The sequence below is a fragment of the Methylobacterium sp. Leaf99 genome, assembly GCF_001422375.1.
GTDB lineage: Bacteria > Pseudomonadota > Alphaproteobacteria > Rhizobiales > Beijerinckiaceae > Methylobacterium.
Genome location: NZ_LMMU01000010.1, coordinates 63,918 through 85,648 on the forward strand (window position 1 = coordinate 63,918; position 21,731 = coordinate 85,648).

Below are 21,731 nucleotides of genomic sequence, written 5' to 3' on the forward strand. Positions count from 1 at the left end.
TCCCCGTCGTCAGGCGGCCCGGAGCTGCGCCAGGAAGCGGTTGACCGCGGCGTCGAGGTGGTCGGCGTCGTGGGAGACGGAGGTGGCGACGGAGAGCACCCGCCCGGCTTCGCCGCCGGCCTTGTGCGCCGCTTCGGCGACGCCGCCGATATGGGACGTGACCTCGCCGGTGCCGACGGCGGTCTGGTGGATGTTGCGGACGATCTCCCGGGTCGCGGCCCCCTGCTCCTCCACCGCGGCCGCGATCGCGTGCGAGATCCCGCTCAGGTCGCCGATGCGCCCGGCGATGGCGCCGATCGCCGTCACCGCCTCACCGGTCACCGCCTGGATGCTCCCGATCTGCGAAGCGATCTCTTCGGTGGCCCTGGCGGTCTGGTTCGCGAGTTCCTTGACCTCGGCCGCGACCACGGCGAAGCCGCGTCCCGCCTCGCCGGCCCGCGCGGCCTCGATGGTGGCGTTGAGGGCGAGCAGGTTGGTCTGACCGGCGATGCCGTTGATCATCGCCACCACGTCGCCGACCCGGGTCGCCGCCTGACTCAGATTCTGCACCAAGCCGGCGGTGCGTCCGGCCTCCGTCGCGCTCGCCTGCGTCAGGGCCGCCGAATTGTCGACCTGACGGCCGACCTCCGACACCGAGGCGCTGAGCTGCTCCGCCGCCGCCGCCACGGCGGCGACGTTGGCGGACGCCTCCTCCGCGGCCCGGATCACGGCGCCCGAGCGGTCGGCGGTGTCGCCGGCCATCCGCGACATCGTCAGCGCGGTGTCCTGTAACTCGCCCACGGACGTCGCCACGGCCCGGACGATGCCGCTGAACGTCGCCTCGAAGGATTGCGCCAGGGTCTCGGTGTGGCCCCGGCGGGTGGCCTCGCGCACCCGGGTTTCCTCGGCGTGGCGTTCCGACACGTCCCGGGCGAGGTTGGCCTTAAAGGCTTCGAGGCCGCGGGCGAGGTCGCCGACCTCGTCGCGGCGTCCCCGGCCCGGCACCGCCGCGGCGTAATCGCCCCGGGCGATCCGGCCCATGGCCTCGCCGACCGCACCGTAGCCGCGGACCAGGGCCTCGTAGGCGAACCAGCCGAGCGCCAGGAAGCTCGCGACGGTGGCCGTCAGCGCGGCGACCACGACGGTGAAGTAGAGGTGCGCCCGGGCCTCGTCCGTCGCGACGGCCGCATCGGTGCGCGCCTGCATCAGCCCGTAGAACCCGTCGAGGGGCTTCATGATCTGCGCCTTGAAGGCGTGATAGGCGTCGGAATGGACGAGGTCGATCGCCCGGTTGCGGTCCCGGACCCCATCCGGCTGTGCCAGGGGCTGACCCGTGCTGTCCTTGCCCTCGACGAGATTCATCGCCTCGACCTCGAGCTGGACCAGGCCGTCCGAGTTGCGGACAGATTCGGCCAGCATGTCGTATTCCCGCTGGGAGAAGCCGAGGCGCTTCATGAGGTCGGGCATCGATACGGTCTCGCCGTCCGGGCGCGGCTTCGCCACGCCGGCCGCGACGAAGTCCCAGTAGATGCGATGATACTCCTCCGGGCGCGGCGCGCGGCCGGAGCGGATGTCGAGGATGCTCTGGTACTGCCGTTCGTAGGCCGCCTTCCCGGTCACGACGTAGGTGCGGCCGAGACGGGTGAGGTCGTCCGAGCTCTGCCGAATTTCGTCGGCGAGGAGGATCGATTTCTGACGCGTCTCGTGCGTCGCACTGACCTGAGCGACGGATCGCCCATAGAGGATGATCGACCCGGCCAGGAGCAGGCTAGAGATCAGCATCGCCGCGACCAATCCGACGAACTTACTCGACAAACGCATTGATCGGTCTCCATCTCCCGGGAGGGTTCTGCGGCAGGGCGGTTAATTATCCGGCCTAGTGTCGGGGAATGAGTCTCATTTCGCCTCCGGACTTGAGACAGTGGCCCTTTGACCAAGTGGCCGTCGCGGGTGCTCGAGAAATCCACAGTGTTTTTCCCGGACTGTAGTTGATGGATGCGCGGACGCGGCGGTCGGCGCCCGCCGGACGCAGCGAGGTCCGGTCGTCATCGGCGCGAGCGGAGCACGGGACCGACGCCGAGCCTTGACCGCACCGCCCCGGCTTCCCACTCTCGGGAGCGCACGGGCGGCGTGTGCGGGGGAGGACGGCCGATGCGCGGCAGGGCGGTGATCGGGTGTCTGGCGCTCGGCGGGGTCGTCCTGCTGCTCTACCTGCTGGCCGACGTGATGCTACCCTTCGTGGCGGGGCTCGCGCTGGCCTACCTCCTCGATCCCCTCGCCGACCGGCTGGAGCGCCTCGGCCTCGGGCGGCTCTCGGCCTCGCTCCTGATCCTGGCGATGTTCGTAGTCGCCCTCGTGGTGGCGCTCCTCATCGTCGTGCCGCTCGCCGCCAACCAGATCGCCGCGCTGGTCGCCACCCTGCCCGGCATGGTCGCCCGGCTGCAGGGAATCCTGACGGAGCGGGCCGGCCCGCTCTTGCAGCGCGTGGGCGGCGCGGACGTGCTGACCGACCTGCAATCCTCCGTCGGCACCCTGGTGGGGCAGGGTGGCACGTGGTTCCTGGCGTTCCTGAAATCCCTGTGGTCGGGCAGCCAGGCGCTGATCTCCATCGCCTCGCTTCTCGTGGTGACGCCCGTGGTGGCGTTCTACCTGCTCGTCGACTGGGACCGGATGATCGCGGCCCTGGACAGCTGGGTGCCGCCGCGGCACCGCCCCGTGGTGCGCCGCCTCGGCCGCGAGATCAACGGGGCCATCACCGGCTTTGTGCGCGGCCAGACCCTGGTCTGCTTGATCCTCGGCAGCTTCTACGCCGTGGGCCTGTTCGCCATCGGGCTGAATTTCGGCGTGCTCATCGGCCTCATCGCCGGGTTCCTCACCTTCATCCCGTATGTCGGCACGCTCACGGGCTTCCTGCTCTCCGTCGGCGTCGCCCTGGCGCAGTTCTGGCCCGAATCCGACTGGCTCCATATCGGGCTCACCATCGGGGTGTTCGTGGTCGGCCAGTTCCTGGAGGGCAACATCATCTCGCCGAAGCTCGTGGGCGAATCGGTGGGCCTCCACCCGGTCTGGCTCATGTTCGCGCTCCTGGCCTTCGGGTCGCTGTTCGGCTTCCTCGGCCTGCTGCTGGCCGTGCCCGTGGCCGCCTCCATCGGCGTCGTGGTGCGCTTCGCCCTCGGCCGCTACCTGCAGAGCCCGCTCTATCACGCGGGCTCCCCGGTGCTGCTCCCCAACCGTGAGACCTGATGGCCATCCGCGAGAACGCGCCGCCGAAACAACTCGCCTTCGACCTGCCCGCCGACCCCCGCTACGGGCGGGAGGATTTCCTGGTCGGCCCGGCCAACGCGGCCGCCTACGGTCTGGTGGAGGCCTGGCCGAACTGGCCCGACACCGTCTGCGTCCTCACCGGGCCGCCCGGCAGCGGCAAGAGCCACCTCGCCTCGATCTGGGCGACGCGGGCCCATGCCTGGACCGCCGCCGTCGCCGAGGTCCGGGCGGCGGCGGTGCCCCACCTCGTCTCTAACGGCGCCCTCGTCATCGAGGACATCGACCGGGCCGAGGGCCGCGACGAGGCGGCCCTGTTCCACCTCCTCAACCTCGCCCGCGAGCATGGCAGCCCCGTCCTCGTCACGGCGGCCCAGCCGGTGGAGGCCATGGGCCTCGCCACGGCGGACCTGCGCTCGCGCCTGCGCCTGGCGCCCGGCGCCACCATCCTTCCCCCCGACGACGCGCTCCTGCGCGCCGTCCTCGTCAAGCTGTTCGTGGACCGCCAGCTCGTGGTCGATCTCGCCGTGGTCGAGGCCCTGGCCCTGCGCATCGACCGCTCGTTCGGCCTCGCCCGGCAGGTGGTGACCGAGCTCGACCGCGACGCCCTCGGGCGCGGCCGGCGCATCACCCGGCCCCTGGCCCTGGCGGTTCTCGCCCGCCTCGGCCTCGATGCGACGGATGACGAGGCCGACGACGCCGACTAGGAGCGTCGATCCGGCCGCGCGCGGAAGACTGTCATCGAACTGTCAAGAATCGCGCCTTCCCGCATGCTAGGAAGCCGCCCCTCAGCTTTCAGGAGACACCCACTTGGCGGACATGGAATCGGACGCGACCGCACCGGAGACCGGACCCGCCGAGGCCGAGGCCACCCGTGCGCCGGCCCGTCCCCGGGCCGCGCGGTCCGCCCCGAAACGCGCCGCGCAGGACAAGCCCGTGCCCGGCGAGAAGCCCGTGTCAGGCCCGGACGCGCCCGCGGCGCTGGCCGCCGAGGCCGGGCCCGACGTCGACCTGCCTCCGGCGGAGGCGCTCCTGCCGGATTCCGGTCCCGATCTCCCCGCCGAGGCGGATGTCCGCGACACCGTCCGCGAGGCCGGCCTCGCCCTGCGCCACTCGCCCGAGCGCTTCGTCAACCGCGAGCTGTCCTGGCTCCAGTTCAACCGCCGGGTGCTGGAGGAGGCGTCCAATCCCAACCACCCCCTGCTGGAGCAGCTGCGCTTCCTCTCGATCTCGGCCAACAACCTCGACGAATTCTTCATGGTGCGCGTGGCCGGCCTGCACGATCAGGTCCGCTCCGGCCTCGTGGCGCCGTCGCAGGACGGCCTGAGCCCGGCCGAGCAGCTCGCCCGCGTCGGCACGGACGTGTCGCGCCTCGCCCTCGACCAGCAGCAGCGCTGGCGCGAATTGCGAGGCGAACTCCTCGGCGCCGGCATCGAGCTCGTCGAGCCCGCCGGCCTCGCCCCGGAGCACAAGGCCTGGCTGGAGGAGTATTTCCTCAGCCACGTCTTCCCGGTGCTGACGCCCCTCGCCATCGATCCCGCGCACCCGTTCCCGTTCATCCCGAATCTCGGCTCGACCATCGCCCTGATGCTCATGCGCCCCCGCGACGGCCGGGTGCTGCGCGCCCTGATCCGCCTGCCGGCCCTCGTCGACCGCTTCGTGCGCCTGCCCGATGCCGAGGGGGATGCCACGGCGCGCTTCATCGCCATCGAGCAGGTCATCGTCCTGTTCACCGGGCGCCTGTTCCCGGGCTACTCCCTGCGCGGCCACGGCGCGTTCCGGGTGATCCGCGATTCCGACCTCGAGATCGAGGAAGAGGCCGAGGATCTCGTCCTGCATTTCGAATCGGCCCTGAAGCAGCGCCGCCGCGGCATCGTCATCCGCCTCGAGGTCGAGGCCGGCATGTCGGAGGACCTGCGGGCGTTCGTCGCCGACGAGCTCGAGATCGGCCCCGACGCGGTGTTCCTCATCGAGGGCATGCTGGCCCTCAACGAGCTGTCGCAGATCGTCGGGATCGACCGGCCGGAACTCAAGTTCAAGGCCTACAACCCGCGCTTCCCCGAGCGCATCCGCGAGAGCGGCGGCGACGTGTTCGCCGCCATCCGGCAGAAGGACTTCACCGTCCACCACCCCTACGAATCGTTCGACGCGGTGGTGCAGTTCCTGGCCCAGGCCGCCCGCGATCCCAACGTCGTGGCGATCAAGCAGACCCTCTACCGCACCTCCTCGAACTCGCCCATCGTGGCGGCCCTGGCGGAAGCCGCCGAGCTCGGCAAGTCGGTCACGGCGCTGGTCGAACTCAAGGCCCGTTTCGACGAGGAGGCCAACATCCGCTGGGCGCGCAACCTCGAGAAGGCCGGCGCGCAGGTGGTGTTCGGCTTCGTCGAGCTGAAGACCCACGCCAAGCTGTCGATGGTGGTCCGGCGCGAGGGCGACAAGCTCGTGAGCTACTGCCACGTCGGCACCGGCAACTATCACCCGATCACGGCGCGCATCTACACCGACCTGTCGTTCTTCACCGCCGACCCGGTGGTGGCCCGCGACGTGTCGCGGATCTTCAACTACATCACCGGCTACGCCGAGCCCGCCGGCCTGGAGCGCATGGCGGTCTCGCCCCTGACCCTGAAGCCCCGCCTCCTGGAGAACATCGAGCAGGAAATCGCCCACGCCAAGGCCGGGCGCCCGGCGGCGATCTGGATCAAGTGCAACTCCCTCGTCGACCAGCAGATCATCGACGCCCTGTACGACGCGAGTGCCGCCGGCGTGCAGATCGACTGCGTGGTGCGCGGCATCTGCTGCCTCCGGCCCGGCATCCCCGGCCTGTCGGAGACGATCCGGGTGAAATCCATCGTCGGCCGCTTCCTGGAGCACGGGCGCATCTACTGCTTCGGCAACGGCGTCGGCCTGCCCCACCCCAAGGCCACGGTCTACATCTCGTCGGCCGACCTCATGAGCCGCAACCTCGACCGCCGGGTCGAGGCCCTCCTGCCCATCACCAACGCGACGGTGCATCAGCAGGTGCTGGATCAGATCATGCTGGCTAACCTCCTCGACAACCGCCAGAGCTGGCGTGTACTGGCATCGGGCGCGAGCGAGCGGATCCAGCCGGCCGAGGGCGAGGAGCCGTTCAACGCCCACAAGTATTTCATGACGAATCCGAGCCTGTCCGGGCGCGGCAAGTCGTCGAAGAAATCGAGTCCGCGCGCCCTGAGTCGCCGTGCCCAGCGCGGCTGACGCCCCGCCGAAGGAACACGCAGAAGGAACACGCATGGGCCTCCGCCATGCCGGCCCACCCGCTGCTGAATCCGGAACCGCCGAGTCGCCCTCCCGGATCAGCCGCGCGCCCGTGGCCATCATCGACATCGGCTCCAATTCCGTGCGGCTCGTCGCCTATGACGGGCTGACCCGGGCGCCGACGCCCCTCTACAACGAGAAGGTGCTGTGCGGGCTGGGCCGCAACGTCCTCACCACGGGGCGCCTCAACGAGGAGGCGGTCCGGCGGGCCCTCATCGCCCTCGCGCGCTTCCGGGTGCTGTGCGAGACCATGCGGGTCGCCCGGGTCTTCGTGCTGGCCACCGCCGCCGCGCGCGACGCCGGGAACGGCCCCGAGTTCCTCGCGGCGGCCGAGGCCGCCTGCGGCCATCCCATCGAGTTGCTGTCGGGCCGGCGCGAGGCCGAGTTGTCGGCGCTCGGCGTCATCTCGGGCTTCCACGCGCCGGACGGCGTGGTCGGGGATCTCGGCGGCGGTTCGCTGGAACTCGTGGACGTGCGCGGCGCCACCGTCGGCATGGGCGTGACCATGCCGCTCGGGGGCCTCGCCCTCCAGGACCTCTCGGGTAACTCACCCAAGAAGGCCATCAAGATCGTCCGCGAGCACCTGAAGAAGGCCGCGCCCCAGCTCGAGACCCTGCGCGGGCGCAGCTTCTATGCGGTCGGCGGCACCTGGCGGGCGCTGGCCCGCCTCCACCAGGCCGCGCGCGGCTATCCGCTCCACGTCATGCACGGCTACAGCGTCGAGCCCTCGGACGAGCTCAGCTTCCTCGAAGTGGTGGAGCGCACGGACGCGGCCCTGCTGCAGGATGTCGAGAGCGTCTCCGAGGCCCGCCGGCCCCTGCTGGCCTACGGCGCCGTGGTGCTGGAGGAGATCCTCAAGGTCGGGCGTCCGCGCGAACTCGCGATCTCGGCCTCCGGCGTGCGCGAAGGCCTGCTCTACGAGCAGCTCGACCGCGATGCGCGCCTGGCCGACCCCCTGCTGGCGGCGGCGGCGGAACTCAACGTCCTGCGCGCCCGCTCGCCGGGCCACGCCACCGACCTCATCGCCTGGACCGACCGCTTCATCGGGACCCTCGACGCCCCCGAGACGGCGGACGAGCGCCGCCTGCGCCACGCCGCCTGCCTGCTCTCGGATATCGGATGGCGGGCGCACCCCGATTACCGCGGCGAGCAGAGCGTCAACGTTATCACCCACGCCGCCTTCGTCGGCATCGACCATCCCGGTCGGGCCTACCTCGCGCTGGCCGTGTATTTCCGCCACGAGGGCGTCGCGCCCGAAAAGGCGAGCCCGATGCTGCGCAGTCTGGCCGGTCCCCGCCTGTTCGACCGGGCCCGGCTGCTCGGCGCCCTCCTGCGCCTCGCCTTCCCGCTCACGGCCGGCACGGAAGGCACCCTCGGCGGCCTGCCCGTCACCGCCGCGGACGGACGCGTCACCCTGACCCTGCCGGCGGACCGCGAGACCCTGGCGGGCGACCGCATCCTCAACCGCGTGCGCGGGGTCGGCCGCGTCATCGGCCTCGACGGCCGCATCGCCATCGCCTGATTCCGGATCGAGACGAGATGCAAGCCCTCCAACTCTTCGGCGACCGCGACCTGCGCGTGAGCGAGATCGAGGCCCCAGCCCCCCCCGGCCCCGGCGAGGTCCGGGTCCGCGTGCGGGCGGTCGGCCTCAACTACATCGACGTCTGGGGCTTTCGCGGCATGGCCTTCGCCAAGCGCAAGCTGCCCCTCACCGTGGGCGCCGAAGCCTCCGGCGAGATCGTCTGCGTCGGCGAGGGCGTCGAGGGCCTGGCCGAGGGCGACCGCGTGGCGCTCTACGGCGCCCAAACCTGCGGCCGGTGCAAGGCCTGTCGCGAGGGTCGCGACAACCTCTGCGAGGACGTCGCCGGGGTGATGGGGTTCCACATCGACGGCTTCGCCCGCGAGGTCGTCACCATGCCGGCCCGCCTCGTGGTCCGGGTGCCGGAGGGCGTGAGCTTCACGGACGCGGCCTGCGCGCCCATCGCCTTCGGCACCGTGCAGCACATGCTGTTCGACAATGCGAAGCTCGAACCCGGCGAGAGCATCCTGGTCCATGCCGGCGGGTCCGGCATCGGCACGGCGGCGATCAAGATGGCGAAAGCCATCGGCTGCACGGTGTTCACCACCGTGGGCGACGACGCCAAGGGCGAGAAGGCCAGGGCGCTCGGCGCCGACCACGTCATCAACTACCGCGACGAGCGCTTCGAGGGCGAGGTCCGCCGGCTGACGAAGCGCAAGGGCGTCGACGTGGTGTTCGAGCATGTCGGCCCCGACACCTGGAACGGCTCGCTCCTGTGCCTCAAGCGCGGCGGCCGCCTCGTCACCTGCGGCTCGACCTCGGGCGTGTCGACCACCATGAACCTGATGCAGCTGTTCCAGCAGCAGTACCGCATCACCGGCTCGTTCGGCTGCTCGCTCGCCAATATCCGCCAGTCCCTCGACAAGATGGCCGGGGGCCTCACCCCCGTCGTCGATACGGTCCTGCCCCTCGCCGACTTCGCGAAAGGGCTGGAGCGCCTCGAATCGCGCAAGGTGTTCGGCAAGATTCTCGTCACCCTGTGACGCCGGGTCCCGCCGGGGCCGCTCCGCCGGCGGGCGCAGACCGGGTGCACCCCCGCGAAGAAATGATCTAAGCGGGGCGGGTGGGGCGTCGTCCGGAACGCTCCCCCGCACGGAAATCGCCTTGCTCCGCCTTGCCCTGGTCCTGAAACGTCACCTGCCGCGCCTTGCCGGACTGGCGATGATCCCCCTGATCCGGACCCTGTTCTGGCTGGCGCGCCGGCTCGGGACCGACCGGGCGAGCCGGATCGGCGGGCGCGTGGTCCGGACCATCGGCCCGTTCCTGCCCGCCCACCGCACGGCCATGGCCAACCTCGCCGCCGCGTTCCCGGACCTCGATCCGGCCGCAAGGCGGGCGCTGGCGGCGCAAGCCTGGGACAATCTCGGCCGCACCGGCGCGGAATACGCCCACCTGCACACCCTGTTCGATAGCGAGGAGACCGATCCGTCGAGCCAGCGCATGCAGGTCTCGGGGGAAAGTCATTTCGCCGATCTGCGCGACGACGGGAAGCCGGGGCTGATCTTCTCGGCGCACCTCGCCAACTGGGAATTGCCGGCGATCTGCGCCGCCCGCTACGGCCTCGACGCCACGGCGATCTTCCGTCCGCCCAACGACGCCGCCTCCGCCCGCCTGGTGCAGGAGGTGCGCCGCCAGACCATGGGCGGCCTCGCGGCGGCCGGGCAGGGTGCGGTCTTCGCCATGCAGGGCGTGGTGGAGCGCGGCGGCCATCTCGGCCAGCTCATCGACCAGCATTTCACCCGGGGCGTCGTGGTCGAGTTCTTCGGCCGTCCCGTCCTCGTCAACCCGCTGCTCGGCAAGCTCGCCCGGCACTACGACTGCCCGGTCCACGGGGTCCGGGTGGTGCGGCGGGAGGGCGCGCGCTTCGCCCTCGAACTGACCCCGCCCCTCGACCTGCCGCGCGACGGCAAGGGCGAGATCGACGTCCAGGGCGCCATGCAGGCCATGACCCGCGTGGTCGAAGACTGGATTCGCGAGAATCCCGGCCAGTGGCTGTGGATGCATCGGCGCTGGCGCCCGGCCATGCTGCCGAAGCCCAAGGCGCCGGCCGCGCCCGCCACCCAGACGGCGTCGCCCGTCACCTGATCCGGGGTTCGAAGGGCTCGCCCTTCGGAATCCCGGAGCGGCGCTCAGTCGATCCACTCGCCCGCGCGCATCACCGGGATCGCCCGTCCCTCCGCCGTGAGGCCGTCGACGTCGATCTCGGCCGAGCCGATCATCCAGTCGATGTGGATCAGGCTGCGGTTGGCGCCCCGCGCCACGAGGTCGGCCTCGCTGAACGCCGCGCCGCCGTCGAGGAAGCACTTGCTGTAGGCTTGGCCGAGCGCGATGTGGCTCGCCGCGTTCTCGTCGTAGAGGGTGTTGTAGAACAGGAGCCCCGAGGCCGAGATCGCCGAGGAGGCCGGCACCAGGGCAACCTCGCCGAGCTGGCGCGCGCCCGCATCGGTCTCCAGCACCTTGGCGAGCACCGCACCGCCCGTGCGGGCCTCGGCCTCGACGATGCGTCCGCCTTCGAACCGCACCCGGATGCCGTCGATGAGGGTGCCCTGATAGGACAGGGGCTTGGTGCTCGTCACGACCCCGTCGACCCGGTCCTTGTGGGGCGTGGTGAACACCTCCTCGGTGGGGATGTTGGCGTTGCAGGTGATGCCGCTGCGCGAGACCGAGGCGCCGCCACACCATTCGTGGTCGTCGGCGAGGCCCACGGTGAGGTCGGTGCCCGGCCCGGTGAAGCGCAGGGCCGCGAAGCGGTGGGCGTTGAGGGCGCCCATGCGGGCGTGGAGCGCGGCGTTGTGCGTCTCCCATGCGGCGATGGGGTCCGGCCCGTCCACCCGCGAGGCCGCGAAGATCGCGTCCCACAGGCGGGCGACGGCCGCGTCCTCGGGGAGATCCGGGAACACCGTGCGGGCCCACGGCGTGGTGGCGGCCGAGACGATGGTCCAGTTGGTGGAGAAATTGGCGATGAGTTCCAGGGCCGGCACGTAGGCCTGCGACCGGGCGCGGTTGGCCCGCGACACCCGCGCCGTGTCCTGGGCGGCCAGGAGCGACGGGTCGTCGCCGGCCACCGCCAGGCGCGCGGCGCCGTTGCGGTAGGCCTCCGCCATGCCGGAATAGAGCCAGCCTGCGGCCGTGTCGAAGGCCTCTTCCGGGGCGTGGGCGAAGCGCGCCAGGGTGGCGGCATCGTCGGAGTAGAACGTGGTGACGAGGGACGCGCCGGCCCTGTAGGCCTGCTCGGTGATCGCCCGCACGAGGGGGACGGTCTCCAGGGGCGCCGTGATCACGAGCTCCTGGCCCGGCCGCAAGCCGAGGCCGACCTTGACGGCCACTTCCGCGAGGCGCTCCAGGCGCACCGCATGCGTCGTCTGAGCCGCGCCCGCCCCACCGGCCTGACCGTGCGTATCCATCCCTTGGCCTCCCTCGATCCGATCCTGAACGTCAGCCCAAGATCAGGTCCCGAGACGTCAGGTCAAGCGGCGCGCGACCAGGTGATCTCGCCGAGGTTCTCGCGGAAGGCGAAGCGCAGGAGGTGATCGGAGACCACGTTCTCGAGGCGCGTCAAGGCTGCCGGATCGGGGGTCGCCACCCGCATCAGCAGGGCATCGGCCTCGGCCTCGAAGGTGCAGACCCGGTCCTCGCCGAACGGCACGCGGCCGGCGGCGTCGGTGGCCTCGACGGGGAACTTGTGGCTCCAGTGCCGGCAGAGCTGCTTCAGGTAGCGGCTCGCCTCGGCGGTGGGGACTCTCGCCTGAGAGGTCGGCATCGTCGGGTCTCCTTCGGTGCCCCTCGCGGGGCGGGGTCGTGTCGCGGCGCGGTCGAATACGTTGGACGATTGAACGCCGGAGCGGTTAAGGCCGGGTAACCTGCCGCACCGCAACGTCTGCGAAACCGCCGTGTCTTCACATCCTTGGCGCCATTGGCGTCCAATTCATGGCGCGCCGCGAAAAACAGTCTGACGGGAATTGGTGCGACGCACAATAACAATCCCACGAGAGCCTTTCCGGTTCCGGCAAAAGATCGCCCGCGGCTTCAGGCCGGGGGCAGGGCGGGCGGCCCGCCGCCTTCGGGGGCGACGACCTTGCCGGGGTTCAGGGTCCCGTGCGGATCGAGGGCCGCCTTGACCCGACGCATGAGGTCGAGGGCGACGGGGTCGGCGTAGTGGGCGAGTTCGTCGCGCTTGATCAGCCCGACGCCGTGCTCGGCGGCGATGGACCCGCCGAGACTTTCCACCACGTCGTGGACGATGCGGTTGAAGCGGCTCCACTGGCCGAGGAACGCCGCCCGGTCCATGCCCACGGGCTGGCTCAGGTTGAAGTGGATGTTGCCGTCCCCGAAATGGCCGAAGGCGCAGACGCGCAGGCCCGGCATCGCCGCTTCGCAGGCCCGCGTCGCCGTTGCGAGGAACTCCGGGAGGGCCGAGAGCGGCACCGAGACGTCGTGCTTGATCGAGCCGCCCTCGCGCCGCTGCACCTCCGACAGGTTTTCGCGAAGCGTCCACAGGGCCTGGTTCCGGGCCTCGCTGGCGCCCAGCGTCGCGTCCTCCACGAGGCCGGCTTCCATGGCTTCGGCGAGGGCCACCTCCAGGGCCTCGGTGGCCGGGGCGTCGGGCCGCGTCGAGGAGAACTCGACGAGGGCGTAGGTGCCGTGCCGGCCCGCGAGCGGCGGCGTCGCGCCCGGCGTGTGGCGCAGGACGATCTCCAGGCCGAAGGGCGGGATCACCTCGAAGGCGGTGAGATCGCGTCCGGCCCGGGCGCGGAGCCGGGCGAACAGGGCGAGGGCGGCGGCCGGGTCGGCGAGGCCGACGAAGCCGACGCCCCGGCTCAGGGGCCTGGGAAACAGCTTCAGGACGGCGGCGGTGATGATGCCGAGGGTGCCTTCCGAGCCGACGAAGAGCTGCTTGAGGTCGTAGCCGGCATTGTCCTTGCGCAGGCCTTTCAGCCCGTTCCAGACCCGGCCGTCGGCCAGCACCACTTCGAGGCCGAGGACGAGGTCGCGGGCATTGCCGTAGGCCAGTACCGCCGTGCCGCCGGCATTGGTCGCGAGGTTCCCGCCGATGCGGCACGAGCCCTCCGAGGCGAGCGACAGGGGAAACAGCATTCCGGCCCCGTCCGCCGCCGCCTGGACGTCCGCCAGGGTGACGCCGGCCTCGACGGTGATGGTCGCGTTGGTCGGATCGACGGCGCGCACCCGGGCGAGGCGGGCGAGCGACAGGACGATCCCGCCCTGGGGCACGCCGCCGCCGACGAGGCCGGTGTTGCCGCCCTGCGCCACCACCGGCACCCGCGCGGCGGCGCATTGCGCCACGACGAAGGCGGCCTCGGCCGTGTCGGCCGGACGCGCCACGGCGAGGGCCCGGCCGCGGTGGAGCCCGCGGGTCTCGACGAGATAGGGCTCCAGATCCTCGGGCGCCGTCAGCACGTGGGCCGCTCCGAGGCGGTCGGTCAGCGCGGCGAGGAGGGCGGGGGAGGGGGGCACGCGAACATCCCGGACAGGCCGCCCACCGCCGCCGGGATGGCGCGGCCGGGCGCTCCCCCTATGATAGGGAGCGCGCGGCCGCTGTGCAGGGCCGGCCGCCGCATCCGAGACCCGGGAGACTTCAACGATGCTGTCCGTGATCCCCAACCCGCCGCGCATCGCCCTGCCCATCGTCGGCAGCGCGGACCTGTTTCCCGTCCGGCGCGTCTACTGCGTCGGGCGCAACTACGCGGCCCATGCCCGCGAGATGGGCAAGGACCCCGAGCGCGAGCCGCCATTCTTCTTCATGAAGCCCGCCGACGCCCTCCAGGTCGTGCCCGGCGTGGAGGCCGTCGATCATCCCTATCCGCCGCGCACGGAAAACTATCATTTCGAGGTGGAGATGGTGGCGGCCCTGTCCGTCGGCGGCGCCGACATCGCGGTCAGTTCCGCCCTCGACCACGTCTACGGCTACGCGGTCGGCCTCGACATGACCCGGCGCGACGTCCAGGACGAGGCCAAGCGCCTCGCCCGGCCGTGGGATCTCGCCAAGGCGGCCGACGCCTCCGCCCCCATCGGTCCGCTCCACCCCGCTTCGGCCATCGGCCACCCGGACCGGGGCGCCATCACCCTCAGCCTCGACGGCACCGAGCGCCAGCGAGGCGATCTCTCGGAGATGCTGTGGTCGCTGCCCGAGCAGATCGCCTACCTGTCGGCCTACTTCACCCTGCATCCCGGCGATCTCATCTTCACCGGCACGCCGTCCGGCGTCGGCGCGGTGACGCGCGGCCAGACGATGCGCGCGGCCGTCGACGGCCTCGGCGCCATCGACCTGCGGGTCGTCTGAGGATGCTCCTGGACCGACCGCTCCTGCGGCGGCTGTTCCACCTCGGGGCCCTGGCCACGCGCGGCATGACCCTGGGCGTGCGCGGCGCGGCCATCGACGGGCGGGGCCGGGTCTGCCTCGTGCGCCACACCTACGTCGCCGGCTGGCACCTGCCCGGCGGCGGCATCGAGACGGGGGAGAGCGCCGTTTCGGCGATGATCCGCGAGTTCCACGAGGAGGCCGGGATCGTCGTCGATCCTGCCGTGGCCCTGCGCCTGCACGGGTTCTACCACAATGCGGCGGCGGCCGGCCGTGACCACGTCGCCCTCTACGTGGCGCCCGCCTTTACCGTGCCGGTCCCCAAGGGGCCCGACCGGGAGATCGCCGAATGCGGGTTCTTTCCCCTCGACGCCCTGCCGGAGGCGACGACGCGGGCCACCCGGGCGCGCCTGCGCGAGATCCGCGAGGGCGCGCCGCCGTCCGCGCAATGGTAGGACCGACGGCAGGGATACCGGGCCGGGATTCCGCATCGGGATTCTTGTCCGAGGCGCCGGCTACGGGAATCGGCCGCTCGGCCCTTGCAACGCCCCGCGGAATGGTGTTTAGAGACGCCGTCCGGGGCCGCCGGCGGGTCTTTCCACCAGCGGCGCGGTTGTGAGCGGGTGTAGCTCAGGGGTAGAGCACAACCTTGCCAAGGTTGGGGTCGAGGGTTCGAATCCCTTCGCCCGCTCCAATTCATCCGAGACGACACGATGTCATGGCCCGCCCAGGCCGTTCGACGTCGTGACTACGACGAATCCCGATCGCTGGCGCCATGCCGGCATCGCGGTGTGAGCGGGTGTAGCTCAGGGGTAGAGCACAACCTTGCCAAGGTTGGGGTCGAGGGTTCGAATCCCTTCGCCCGCTCCAAATTTCCAGCTTTCTCCAGCGTTCATGACGGTCCCTCGGGGCCGTTTTTACGTTTTGGGCCGAGCCGGCCGCGAGGGGCCGGCCCGCCGCCCGGAAAGCCGAGCTCGGACAAGAACGGCGAAAGGCCGCGAACATTTCGCGGAACCGCACGTTGGGACCGGCGATGTCGTGAGTTGGCGTGCAAGCGGGCAGGGTGTGCCCGATCGTGCGCCATCTGGTTCATCGCCTTCATCCCTCGGTCACCGCGCCGCGTCCCCGCGACCGGCGCGCGTCGTCCCGATCCCCGATCCCCAGGAGTTCCCCTTGGCCGTCACACCCACACGCACGCCCGTCGCATCGACGGCCGCCACCATCGAGCCGCGCAGCACGCTTCTGCTGAACCAGGTCTCCTGGGGGGCCATCTTCGCCGGCGCCGTCATCGCCCTGGTGGCGCAGATGATCCTCAACATGGTCGGCCTCGGCATCGGTCTCTCGACCCTGAACCCCACCGGCAACGACACCCCCACCGCCGCCAGCCTGTCCACGGGCGCGGGCCTGTGGTGGGTCGTCTCGGGCATCGTCGCCTCGCTCATCGGCGGCTTCCTCGCCGGACGCCTCTCGGGCAAGCCGTCGGCCGGCACCAGCGGCTATCACGGCCTCGTGTCCTGGGCCGTGACCACCCTCGTCATCGTCTACCTGCTCACCTCGGCGGCCGGCGGTCTCATCGGCGGTGCGTTCGGCGGCATCTCCAGCGTCATCGGCGGTGCCGGTTCGGCCCTCGGCGGGGCCGCCCAGACGGCGGCCCAGACGGCCGCGCCCTCGCTCACCAAGCTGACCAACCCCCTCGACGGCATCGAGAACAAGGTCCGCCAGACCTCCGGCGGTCAGGACCCGGCCGCCCTGCGCGACACCGCCGCCCAGGCCGTGCGCGCCTACCTCTCGGGTGACGCCGTCCAGCAGGCCCAGGCCGAGGCCCGCGCCACGGACGCCCTCGCCAAGGCGCAGGGGATCTCGCCCGACGAGGCCAAGGCCCAGGTCCAGGATTACCGCAAGCAGTACGAGCAGGCCGCGGCCGAGGCGAAGCAGAAGGCCCTCGCCGCCGCCGAGGCGACCCGCAGCGCCGCGGCGCAGGGCGCGCTCTATGGCGCCCTCGCCCTGGTCCTCGGCGCCCTCGCCGCGTTCCTCGGCGGCCGCTTCGGCACCGTCGATCCGGCCCTGGCCTACGGCACCCGCCGCGACTGACCGGACCGTCCCGCCGGTCCACGGCCGGCGGGATCGTCCCGAATGAAAGAAGGCCCCCGGATCGCTCCGGGGGCCTTTTTCGCGGTCGGTCCAAGTCTTGAACGATCCGGTTATCCGGCCGTCGGGGCCGCACCCGGCTCGGCCAGGGCCGTGATCGCCGTCACATCGCCGGCTTGGGCCTCGACCACGGCGGCGGCGGTGATGTTGACGATGCCCCGCGCCGTCACCGAGGGCGACAGGATGTGGGCGGGCTTGGCCGGACCGATGAGGAGCGGCCCCACCGGCAGGGCGTCGGCGAGGACCTTGGCGAACTGGAAGGCGATGTTGGCCGCATCCAGGTTCGGCAGGATCAGCACGTTGGCCGCGCCCTTGAGATACGAGTTCGGCATCACCCGGTCGCGGATGAGGTCCGACAGCGCGGTGTCCGCCTGCATCTCGCCATCGACCTGCAGTTCCGGCGCGCGCGCCCGGATGAGGCCGAGGGCCGAGCGCATCTTGAGGGACGAGCGCGAATCCGACTGTCCGAAATCCGAATGGCTGAGGAGCGCGATCTTCGGGGTGAGGCCGAAGCGGCGGACGTGCTCGGCGCAGGCCACCGCGACGTCGGCGATCTCTTCCGCCGTCGGATCGGGCCGCACGTGGGTGTCGGCGAGGAAGTAGGCGCCCTTCTTCGTGACGATGAGGCTCATGGCGGCGAAATCGAGGATGCCCGGCGCCAGGCCGATCACGTCGCGGATCACCCGCAGGCGCGTCTCGAACCGGCCCTCCAGGCCGCAGATCAGGGCGTCCGCCTCGCCCCGGCGCACGGCGATGGCGCCGATCACCGTGGTGTTGGTCCGCACCAGGGTGCGGGCGGCGTCCGGGGTGATGCCCCGCCGGCCGGCGACCTCGAGGTAGGTGGCGACGTAGTCGCGGTAGCGCGGATCGTCCTCGGGATCGATGAGGTCGAAATGCTCGCCCTGGCGCAGGGTCAGGCCGAAGCGCTTGATCCGGGTCTCGATGACCCGCGGGCGTCCGACGAGGATGGGCCGCGCCACCCCGTCCTCCGTCAGGGCCTGGGCGGCGCGCAGGACGCGCTCGTCCTCGCCCTCGGAGTAGATGACCCGCTTGGGGTTCTCCTTGGCCTTGGTGAAGATCGGCTTCATGATGAAGCCCGAGCGGTGGACGAAGCGGTCGAGGCTGTCGGCGTAAACCTGGAGGTTCTCCAGGGGCCGGCCGGCGACGCCAGAATCCATGGCGGCCTGGGCGACCGCCGGGGCGATGCGCAGGATCAGGCGCGGGTCGAACGGGCTCGGGATCAGGGAGCGCGGGCCGAACGGCCGGGCCTCGCCGCCATAGGCGCGGGCGACCACGTCGGACGGCGTCTCGCGGGCCAGCGCCGCGATGGCCTTCACGGCGGCCTGCTTCATCTCCTCGTTGATCGAGGTGGCACCGACATCGAGCGCGCCCCGGAAGATGTAGGGGAAGCACAGGACGTTGTTGACCTGGTTGGGGAAGTCCGAACGCCCGGTGCAGATCATCGCGTCGGGGCGCTTCTCCTGCGCCAGATCGGGCATGATCTCGGGGTAGGGGTTGGCGAGCGCCATGATCAGCGGATTGGCCGCCATCGTCTCGAGGTATTCGGGCTTGAGGACGCCGCCCGCCGACAGGCCGATGAACACGTCCGCGCCCGGAATGACCTCGGCGAGGGTCCGAGCCTCGGTCTCCTTCGCGTAGATGTCCTTCCACCGGTCCATCAGTTCGGGGCGGCCCTTGTAGACCACGCCCTTGATGTCGGTGACGGTGATGTTCTCGACCTTTGCCCCGAGGGAGACGAGGAGGTTGAGACAGGCCAGCGCCGCGGCGCCGGCGCCCGAGGTGACGATGCGAACGTCGCCGAGCTGCTTGCCGGCGAGTTCCAGCGCGTTGAGGACGGCGGCCGCCACGATGATGGCGGTGCCGTGCTGGTCGTCGTGGAAGACCGGGATGTTCATCCGGGCCCGGCAGCGCTCCTCGACCTCGAAGCACTCGGGGGCCTTGATGTCCTCGAGGTTGATGCCGCCGAAGGTCGGCTCCAGGGCGCAGACCACGTCGACGAGCTTGTCGACGTCGTTCTGGTCGACCTCGATGTCGAACACATCGATGCCGGCGAACTTCTTGAACAGGACCGCCTTGCCCTCCATCACGGGCTTCGACGCCAGGGGGCCGATATTGCCGAGGCCCAGCACCGCCGTGCCGTTGGTGAGGACGGCGACGAGGTTCTGGCGGATGGTGAGGGTGGCGGCCTCCTGCGGATCGGCCGCGATGGCCTCGCAGGCGGCGGCGACGCCGGGGGAATAGGCGAGGGCGAGGTCGCGCTGGTTGCCGAGCGGCTTGGTGGCCTGAATCTCGAGCTTTCCGGGACGCGGCAGGCGGTGGTAGACGAGCGCCCCGGACTTGAGATCGTCGGACATGTTGTCGCCCATGGGCCTCACTCCCTGGATATCGCGCCGCGCGCGCCTTGGAGCACCGTTCCGGTCGGGTCCGGGGTGCGTCGATTGAAGACCCTGTTGCACCGCCTGCGGAGTGGGCGCAACCCGCACAACGAGACCCGGATTCACCTCGCCCGATTGGCGAAACGGCACGGATTCTCCATCGGCGCGTACTCCTACGGGCGCCCGAAGGTGCGGTTTCCCGAATCCGGGCGGCGGCTGACGATCGGCCGGTTTTGTTCCATCGCCGACAAGGTCGAGATCCTGCTCGGCGGGGGGCACCGCCTCGACTGGGTCTCGACCTACCCGTTCGCCGCCATGGCGGGCCTGTGGCCGGGCCTCGACGCGTCGGCGGAGTACCATGCCTCGCGCGGCGACGTCGTGATCGGGTCGGACGTCTGGCTCGGCTCGGGCTGCCTCGTCCTGTCGGGCGTCACCATCGGGCACGGTGCCGTGGTGGCGGCCCACGCCGTGGTGAGCCGGGACGTGCCGCCCTACGCCGTGGTCGCCGGCAACCCCGCCCGGGTGGTGCGCCACCGCTTCGACCCCGAGACCGTCGCGGCCCTCGTCGAGACCGCGTGGTGGGACCTGCCGCACGCGGCGGTGGCGGGCCTCGTGCCGCTGCTCCAGAGCGGGCGCACGGACGAGCTGATCGCGGCGGTCAGAACCCTCGACGGGACGCTGAACGTTGCGGGCGGCGCCTGAATCCCTTACCCGCTTGGGCTCGAAACCGATCGCCAAGGCCGCCGACGATGTCCGACACGCCCCCCGACCGCCTCGCCGTGAACCCCAACAGCCCGTTCTACGACGAGAAGACCCTCGAGCGCGGCATCGGCATCCGCTTCAAGGGCGTCGAGAAGACCAACGTCGAGGAATATTGCGTCAGCGAGGGCTGGGTCCGCCTCTCGGCCGGAAAAACCCTCGACCGGGCCGGCAACCCGATGACGGTGAAGCTGAAGGGCCCCGTCGAGCCGTATTTTCGCGACGACGTTCCGGCCGAGGGCTGAGGACGTTCAGACGGGCGCCCGTTCCAGGGGGAACGGCGTCGGCTCCCAGTAGCGCTCGAGTTTCGCGCCGCGGATGTTTTCGGATTCCCAGCCGTGGAGGATCGCTGCCAGGGCCGGCCGGTCGTCGGCCAGGAGCGGTTCGGCGACGGGCAGGATCAGGCTGCGCATGTATTGGTAGATCGGCTGATCCGGACTCTTGTTCTCCCGGAAATGCGGGAGGAGTTCGGCGAGCTGCGCGCGCGCGGCCGGCAGGTTGCCCAGGGCGATGTCGAGAATCAGCCGCTCATGCGGGAAGCCGGTCAGGGCGATCGGGAAGGTTTCGCGGTAATAGGCCGCCCAGTGTTCCAGACTCTCGAACGACCGTAGGTGCGGTAGGGCTTCGGTCTCGATCACGGAGATCGCTGCCTCCACCGTCGAGGGGGCGGACCAATGCCAATACACAGACCCTATTCGAGGGGGCGGATTGATGTATCCCGCACAATGTCCGATGATTCCGGAAAAATCCGGCAGTGCAATAAAGGTCGGGAGGATCGCCCACCCAAGTCGAAATGCATCCGGCTCCAGGGTTTGACAGGCGAAGACACGGAACGCCAGATGGCGAATGGGGGTGAGCCATAGGTCGCGCTTGCCGGGGTAGGCGAAATCGGCGTTCCGGTCAGCCAGCGGCCGGAAGATTGTCTTGATTTGGCGTGCGGTGGTCATCGGGTCGGCCTCATTTCGATCACGATAAAGCGCGTCGCACCTGGGAAATGCAGCTGCACAGCTGTTGCATAATCGACCGCAGTTTGTGGTTTGAACCCTTTTTCTCCGGTCTTTGGGTCATATATGCAGACTGTTGTGTTTTGAATGTTCTCGAGGATATCAAGTCTCACGCTATTCTTTTTTCCCGGATTGGTCATGATTCCTGTGGTTTTATCATAGGATATTTCCGCGATAAAGTTTGGGTTATTTTGAGATTTAATTTCCTGAGCCATCAAATGATGAACACGTTTTCCGATGGATGTCGGATTGAGGTATAGTCCGGATTGTGTGACCTCCGCCATGGTCCTGTCCAGCAGGGACTGCACTTCGCCATACCGAGGACAAGCGGATTCCAAATCAGCTTGGTCTACTTGTCCAACCCAGATCGCCTGAGGCGGCTGCGCAGTGCCACGCTGGTACTCGCTCGCGGGCCCAACGAAAATCGCCGGACCGCCGACGATCCGTTGAGCGAAGGCTCCCAAAAGGGCCAACCCTGCATTGGCCGTCGCAATGAACCGTGACTGCCCCGGTAGCGGAGACCGAGCATCCTGCGGGAAGGCGTCCGGCTCCGCCCGGCCGTCGATCAGGGTGCTGCGACCGAGGATCGCCCCGGTTTCGCCGTCGCGGATGGTCTGGGTCCGGCCCGCCATTTCGAAGACGGTCTGCGTACCGTCCGGAGCGATGACGGTGTGCTGCTCGTCCCAGTCCCGATGGGGCTGGCTGCGGATGCGCAGGGACAGGACGCGCGATCCGTCCTCGGTCACGGTCTCCTCCGCACCCGATGTGCTTTGCCCGGATGTGCCTTGGCCGCCGCCGTTCGAGACCCAGCGTCCGCCGCCGGAGCTTCCCGCCGGCTCGCGGGGTTGGTCGGGATCGTACTTGCGGGACAGCGCCCGTTGCAGGCGCACGAAACCGAGGGTGACGGACAGGCCCGCGACGGCGGAGCGCAGGCGGAGGAGTTTGGTGCGGTGATCGGGGGAGAGCGACATCGACGGGGGCTCCGCAAGCGAATC

At 70.4% G+C, this 21,731-nt stretch carries 18 protein-coding genes and 2 tRNA genes; 13 read left to right on the forward strand and 7 right to left on the reverse strand.

The window, feature by feature from the left end:
• Nucleotides 1-9 precede the first annotated feature (9 nt).
• A complete protein-coding gene (locus ASF28_RS18290) occupies nt 10-1,761 on the reverse strand; it encodes a methyl-accepting chemotaxis protein (RefSeq protein WP_056096415.1) in 1,752 nt (583 codons plus the stop codon).
• A gap of 369 nt (nt 1,762-2,130) precedes the next feature.
• Between ASF28_RS18290 and ASF28_RS18295 the strand changes: the two genes are divergently transcribed.
• From ASF28_RS18295 to ASF28_RS18320, 6 genes are all read left to right on the forward strand, one after another.
• On the forward strand, nt 2,131-3,222 hold the full coding sequence (locus ASF28_RS18295) for an AI-2E family transporter (RefSeq protein WP_056096043.1): 1,092 nt from the start codon (nt 2,131-2,133) through the stop codon (nt 3,220-3,222).
• A gap of 5 nt (nt 3,223-3,227) precedes the next feature.
• Nucleotides 3,228-3,947: a DnaA/Hda family protein gene (locus ASF28_RS18300; protein ID WP_056096418.1), complete on the forward strand. Its 720-nt coding sequence runs from the start codon at nt 3,228-3,230 to the stop codon at nt 3,945-3,947.
• Between the two features lie 112 nt (nt 3,948-4,059).
• The gene (locus tag ASF28_RS18305) at nt 4,060-6,474 is read left to right on the forward strand and encodes an RNA degradosome polyphosphate kinase (RefSeq protein ID WP_147708753.1); all 2,415 of its coding nucleotides are present in this window, start codon (nt 4,060-4,062) and stop codon (nt 6,472-6,474) included.
• 34 nt (nt 6,475-6,508) lie between these two features.
• Nucleotides 6,509-8,056, forward strand: a complete 1,548-nt coding sequence (gene ppx, locus ASF28_RS18310; RefSeq protein ID WP_056096047.1) for an exopolyphosphatase — start codon at nt 6,509-6,511, stop codon at nt 8,054-8,056.
• Nucleotides 8,057-8,073: 17 nt separating this feature from the next.
• Nucleotides 8,074-9,096, forward strand: a complete 1,023-nt coding sequence (locus ASF28_RS18315) for a zinc-binding dehydrogenase (protein WP_056096050.1) — start codon at nt 8,074-8,076, stop codon at nt 9,094-9,096.
• Nucleotides 9,097-9,217: 121 nt separating this feature from the next.
• Nucleotides 9,218-10,198, forward strand: coding sequence for a lipid A biosynthesis lauroyl acyltransferase (locus ASF28_RS18320; RefSeq protein WP_056096053.1), 981 nt, complete (start codon nt 9,218-9,220; stop codon nt 10,196-10,198).
• 44 nt (nt 10,199-10,242) lie between these two features.
• Here the strand turns inward: ASF28_RS18320 and ASF28_RS18325 are convergent, their stop codons facing one another.
• The 3 genes from ASF28_RS18325 to ASF28_RS18335 form a co-directional block, all read right to left on the reverse strand.
• The gene (locus tag ASF28_RS18325) at nt 10,243-11,517 is read right to left on the reverse strand and encodes an aminopeptidase (RefSeq protein WP_056096056.1); all 1,275 of its coding nucleotides are present in this window, start codon (nt 11,515-11,517) and stop codon (nt 10,243-10,245) included.
• A 62-nt stretch (nt 11,518-11,579) separates the two neighbouring features.
• Complete coding sequence (locus ASF28_RS18330; protein ID WP_056096059.1) at nt 11,580-11,873, reverse strand: DUF2218 domain-containing protein; 294 nt, start codon at nt 11,871-11,873, stop codon at nt 11,580-11,582.
• A gap of 266 nt (nt 11,874-12,139) precedes the next feature.
• Nucleotides 12,140-13,585, reverse strand: coding sequence for an FAD-binding oxidoreductase (locus tag ASF28_RS18335; RefSeq protein ID WP_056096063.1), 1,446 nt, complete (start codon nt 13,583-13,585; stop codon nt 12,140-12,142).
• A 127-nt stretch (nt 13,586-13,712) separates the two neighbouring features.
• Between ASF28_RS18335 and ASF28_RS18340 the strand changes: the two genes are divergently transcribed.
• The 5 genes from ASF28_RS18340 to ASF28_RS18360 all read left to right on the forward strand — a co-directional run bounded on the left by ASF28_RS18340 (nt 13,713) and on the right by ASF28_RS18360 (nt 16,520).
• Nucleotides 13,713-14,411 (forward strand): fumarylacetoacetate hydrolase family protein, encoded by a 699-nt coding sequence (locus ASF28_RS18340; protein ID WP_056096066.1) that lies wholly within the window; start codon nt 13,713-13,715, stop codon nt 14,409-14,411.
• 2 nt (nt 14,412-14,413) lie between these two features.
• Nucleotides 14,414-14,884 (forward strand): NUDIX domain-containing protein, encoded by a 471-nt coding sequence (locus ASF28_RS18345; RefSeq protein WP_056096069.1) that lies wholly within the window; start codon nt 14,414-14,416, stop codon nt 14,882-14,884.
• A 164-nt stretch (nt 14,885-15,048) separates the two neighbouring features.
• Nucleotides 15,049-15,123 (forward strand) — tRNA-Gly (locus ASF28_RS18350).
• Between the two features lie 101 nt (nt 15,124-15,224).
• Nucleotides 15,225-15,299 (forward strand) — tRNA-Gly (locus ASF28_RS18355).
• A 303-nt stretch (nt 15,300-15,602) separates the two neighbouring features.
• Nucleotides 15,603-16,520 (forward strand): PhnA-like protein, encoded by a 918-nt coding sequence (locus tag ASF28_RS18360; RefSeq protein WP_443189750.1) that lies wholly within the window; start codon nt 15,603-15,605, stop codon nt 16,518-16,520.
• A gap of 110 nt (nt 16,521-16,630) precedes the next feature.
• On the opposite strand, the gene ASF28_RS18365 is transcribed toward ASF28_RS18360, so the two are convergent.
• Complete coding sequence (locus ASF28_RS18365) at nt 16,631-18,964, reverse strand: NADP-dependent malic enzyme (RefSeq protein WP_056096072.1); 2,334 nt, start codon at nt 18,962-18,964, stop codon at nt 16,631-16,633.
• A gap of 84 nt (nt 18,965-19,048) precedes the next feature.
• Here ASF28_RS18365 and ASF28_RS18370 point away from each other — a divergent pair, with 84 nt between their 5' ends.
• A complete protein-coding gene (locus tag ASF28_RS18370) occupies nt 19,049-19,675 on the forward strand; it encodes a CatB-related O-acetyltransferase (RefSeq protein WP_056096424.1) in 627 nt (208 codons plus the stop codon).
• Between the two features lie 47 nt (nt 19,676-19,722).
• Nucleotides 19,723-19,977 (forward strand): DUF3297 family protein, encoded by a 255-nt coding sequence (locus ASF28_RS18375; RefSeq protein ID WP_056096075.1) that lies wholly within the window; start codon nt 19,723-19,725, stop codon nt 19,975-19,977.
• 6 nt (nt 19,978-19,983) lie between these two features.
• Here ASF28_RS18375 and ASF28_RS22645 read toward each other — a convergent pair whose 3' ends face one another.
• Together ASF28_RS22645 and ASF28_RS22650 are read right to left on the reverse strand one after the other, a co-directional pair.
• A complete protein-coding gene (locus ASF28_RS22645; protein ID WP_157085645.1) occupies nt 19,984-20,679 on the reverse strand; it encodes a hypothetical protein in 696 nt (231 codons plus the stop codon).
• The gene (locus ASF28_RS22650) at nt 20,676-21,707 is read right to left on the reverse strand and encodes a hypothetical protein (protein WP_157085646.1); all 1,032 of its coding nucleotides are present in this window, start codon (nt 21,705-21,707) and stop codon (nt 20,676-20,678) included. The genes ASF28_RS22645 and ASF28_RS22650 overlap by 4 nt, the downstream gene beginning before the upstream one ends.
• Nucleotides 21,708-21,731: the final 24 nt, after the last annotated feature.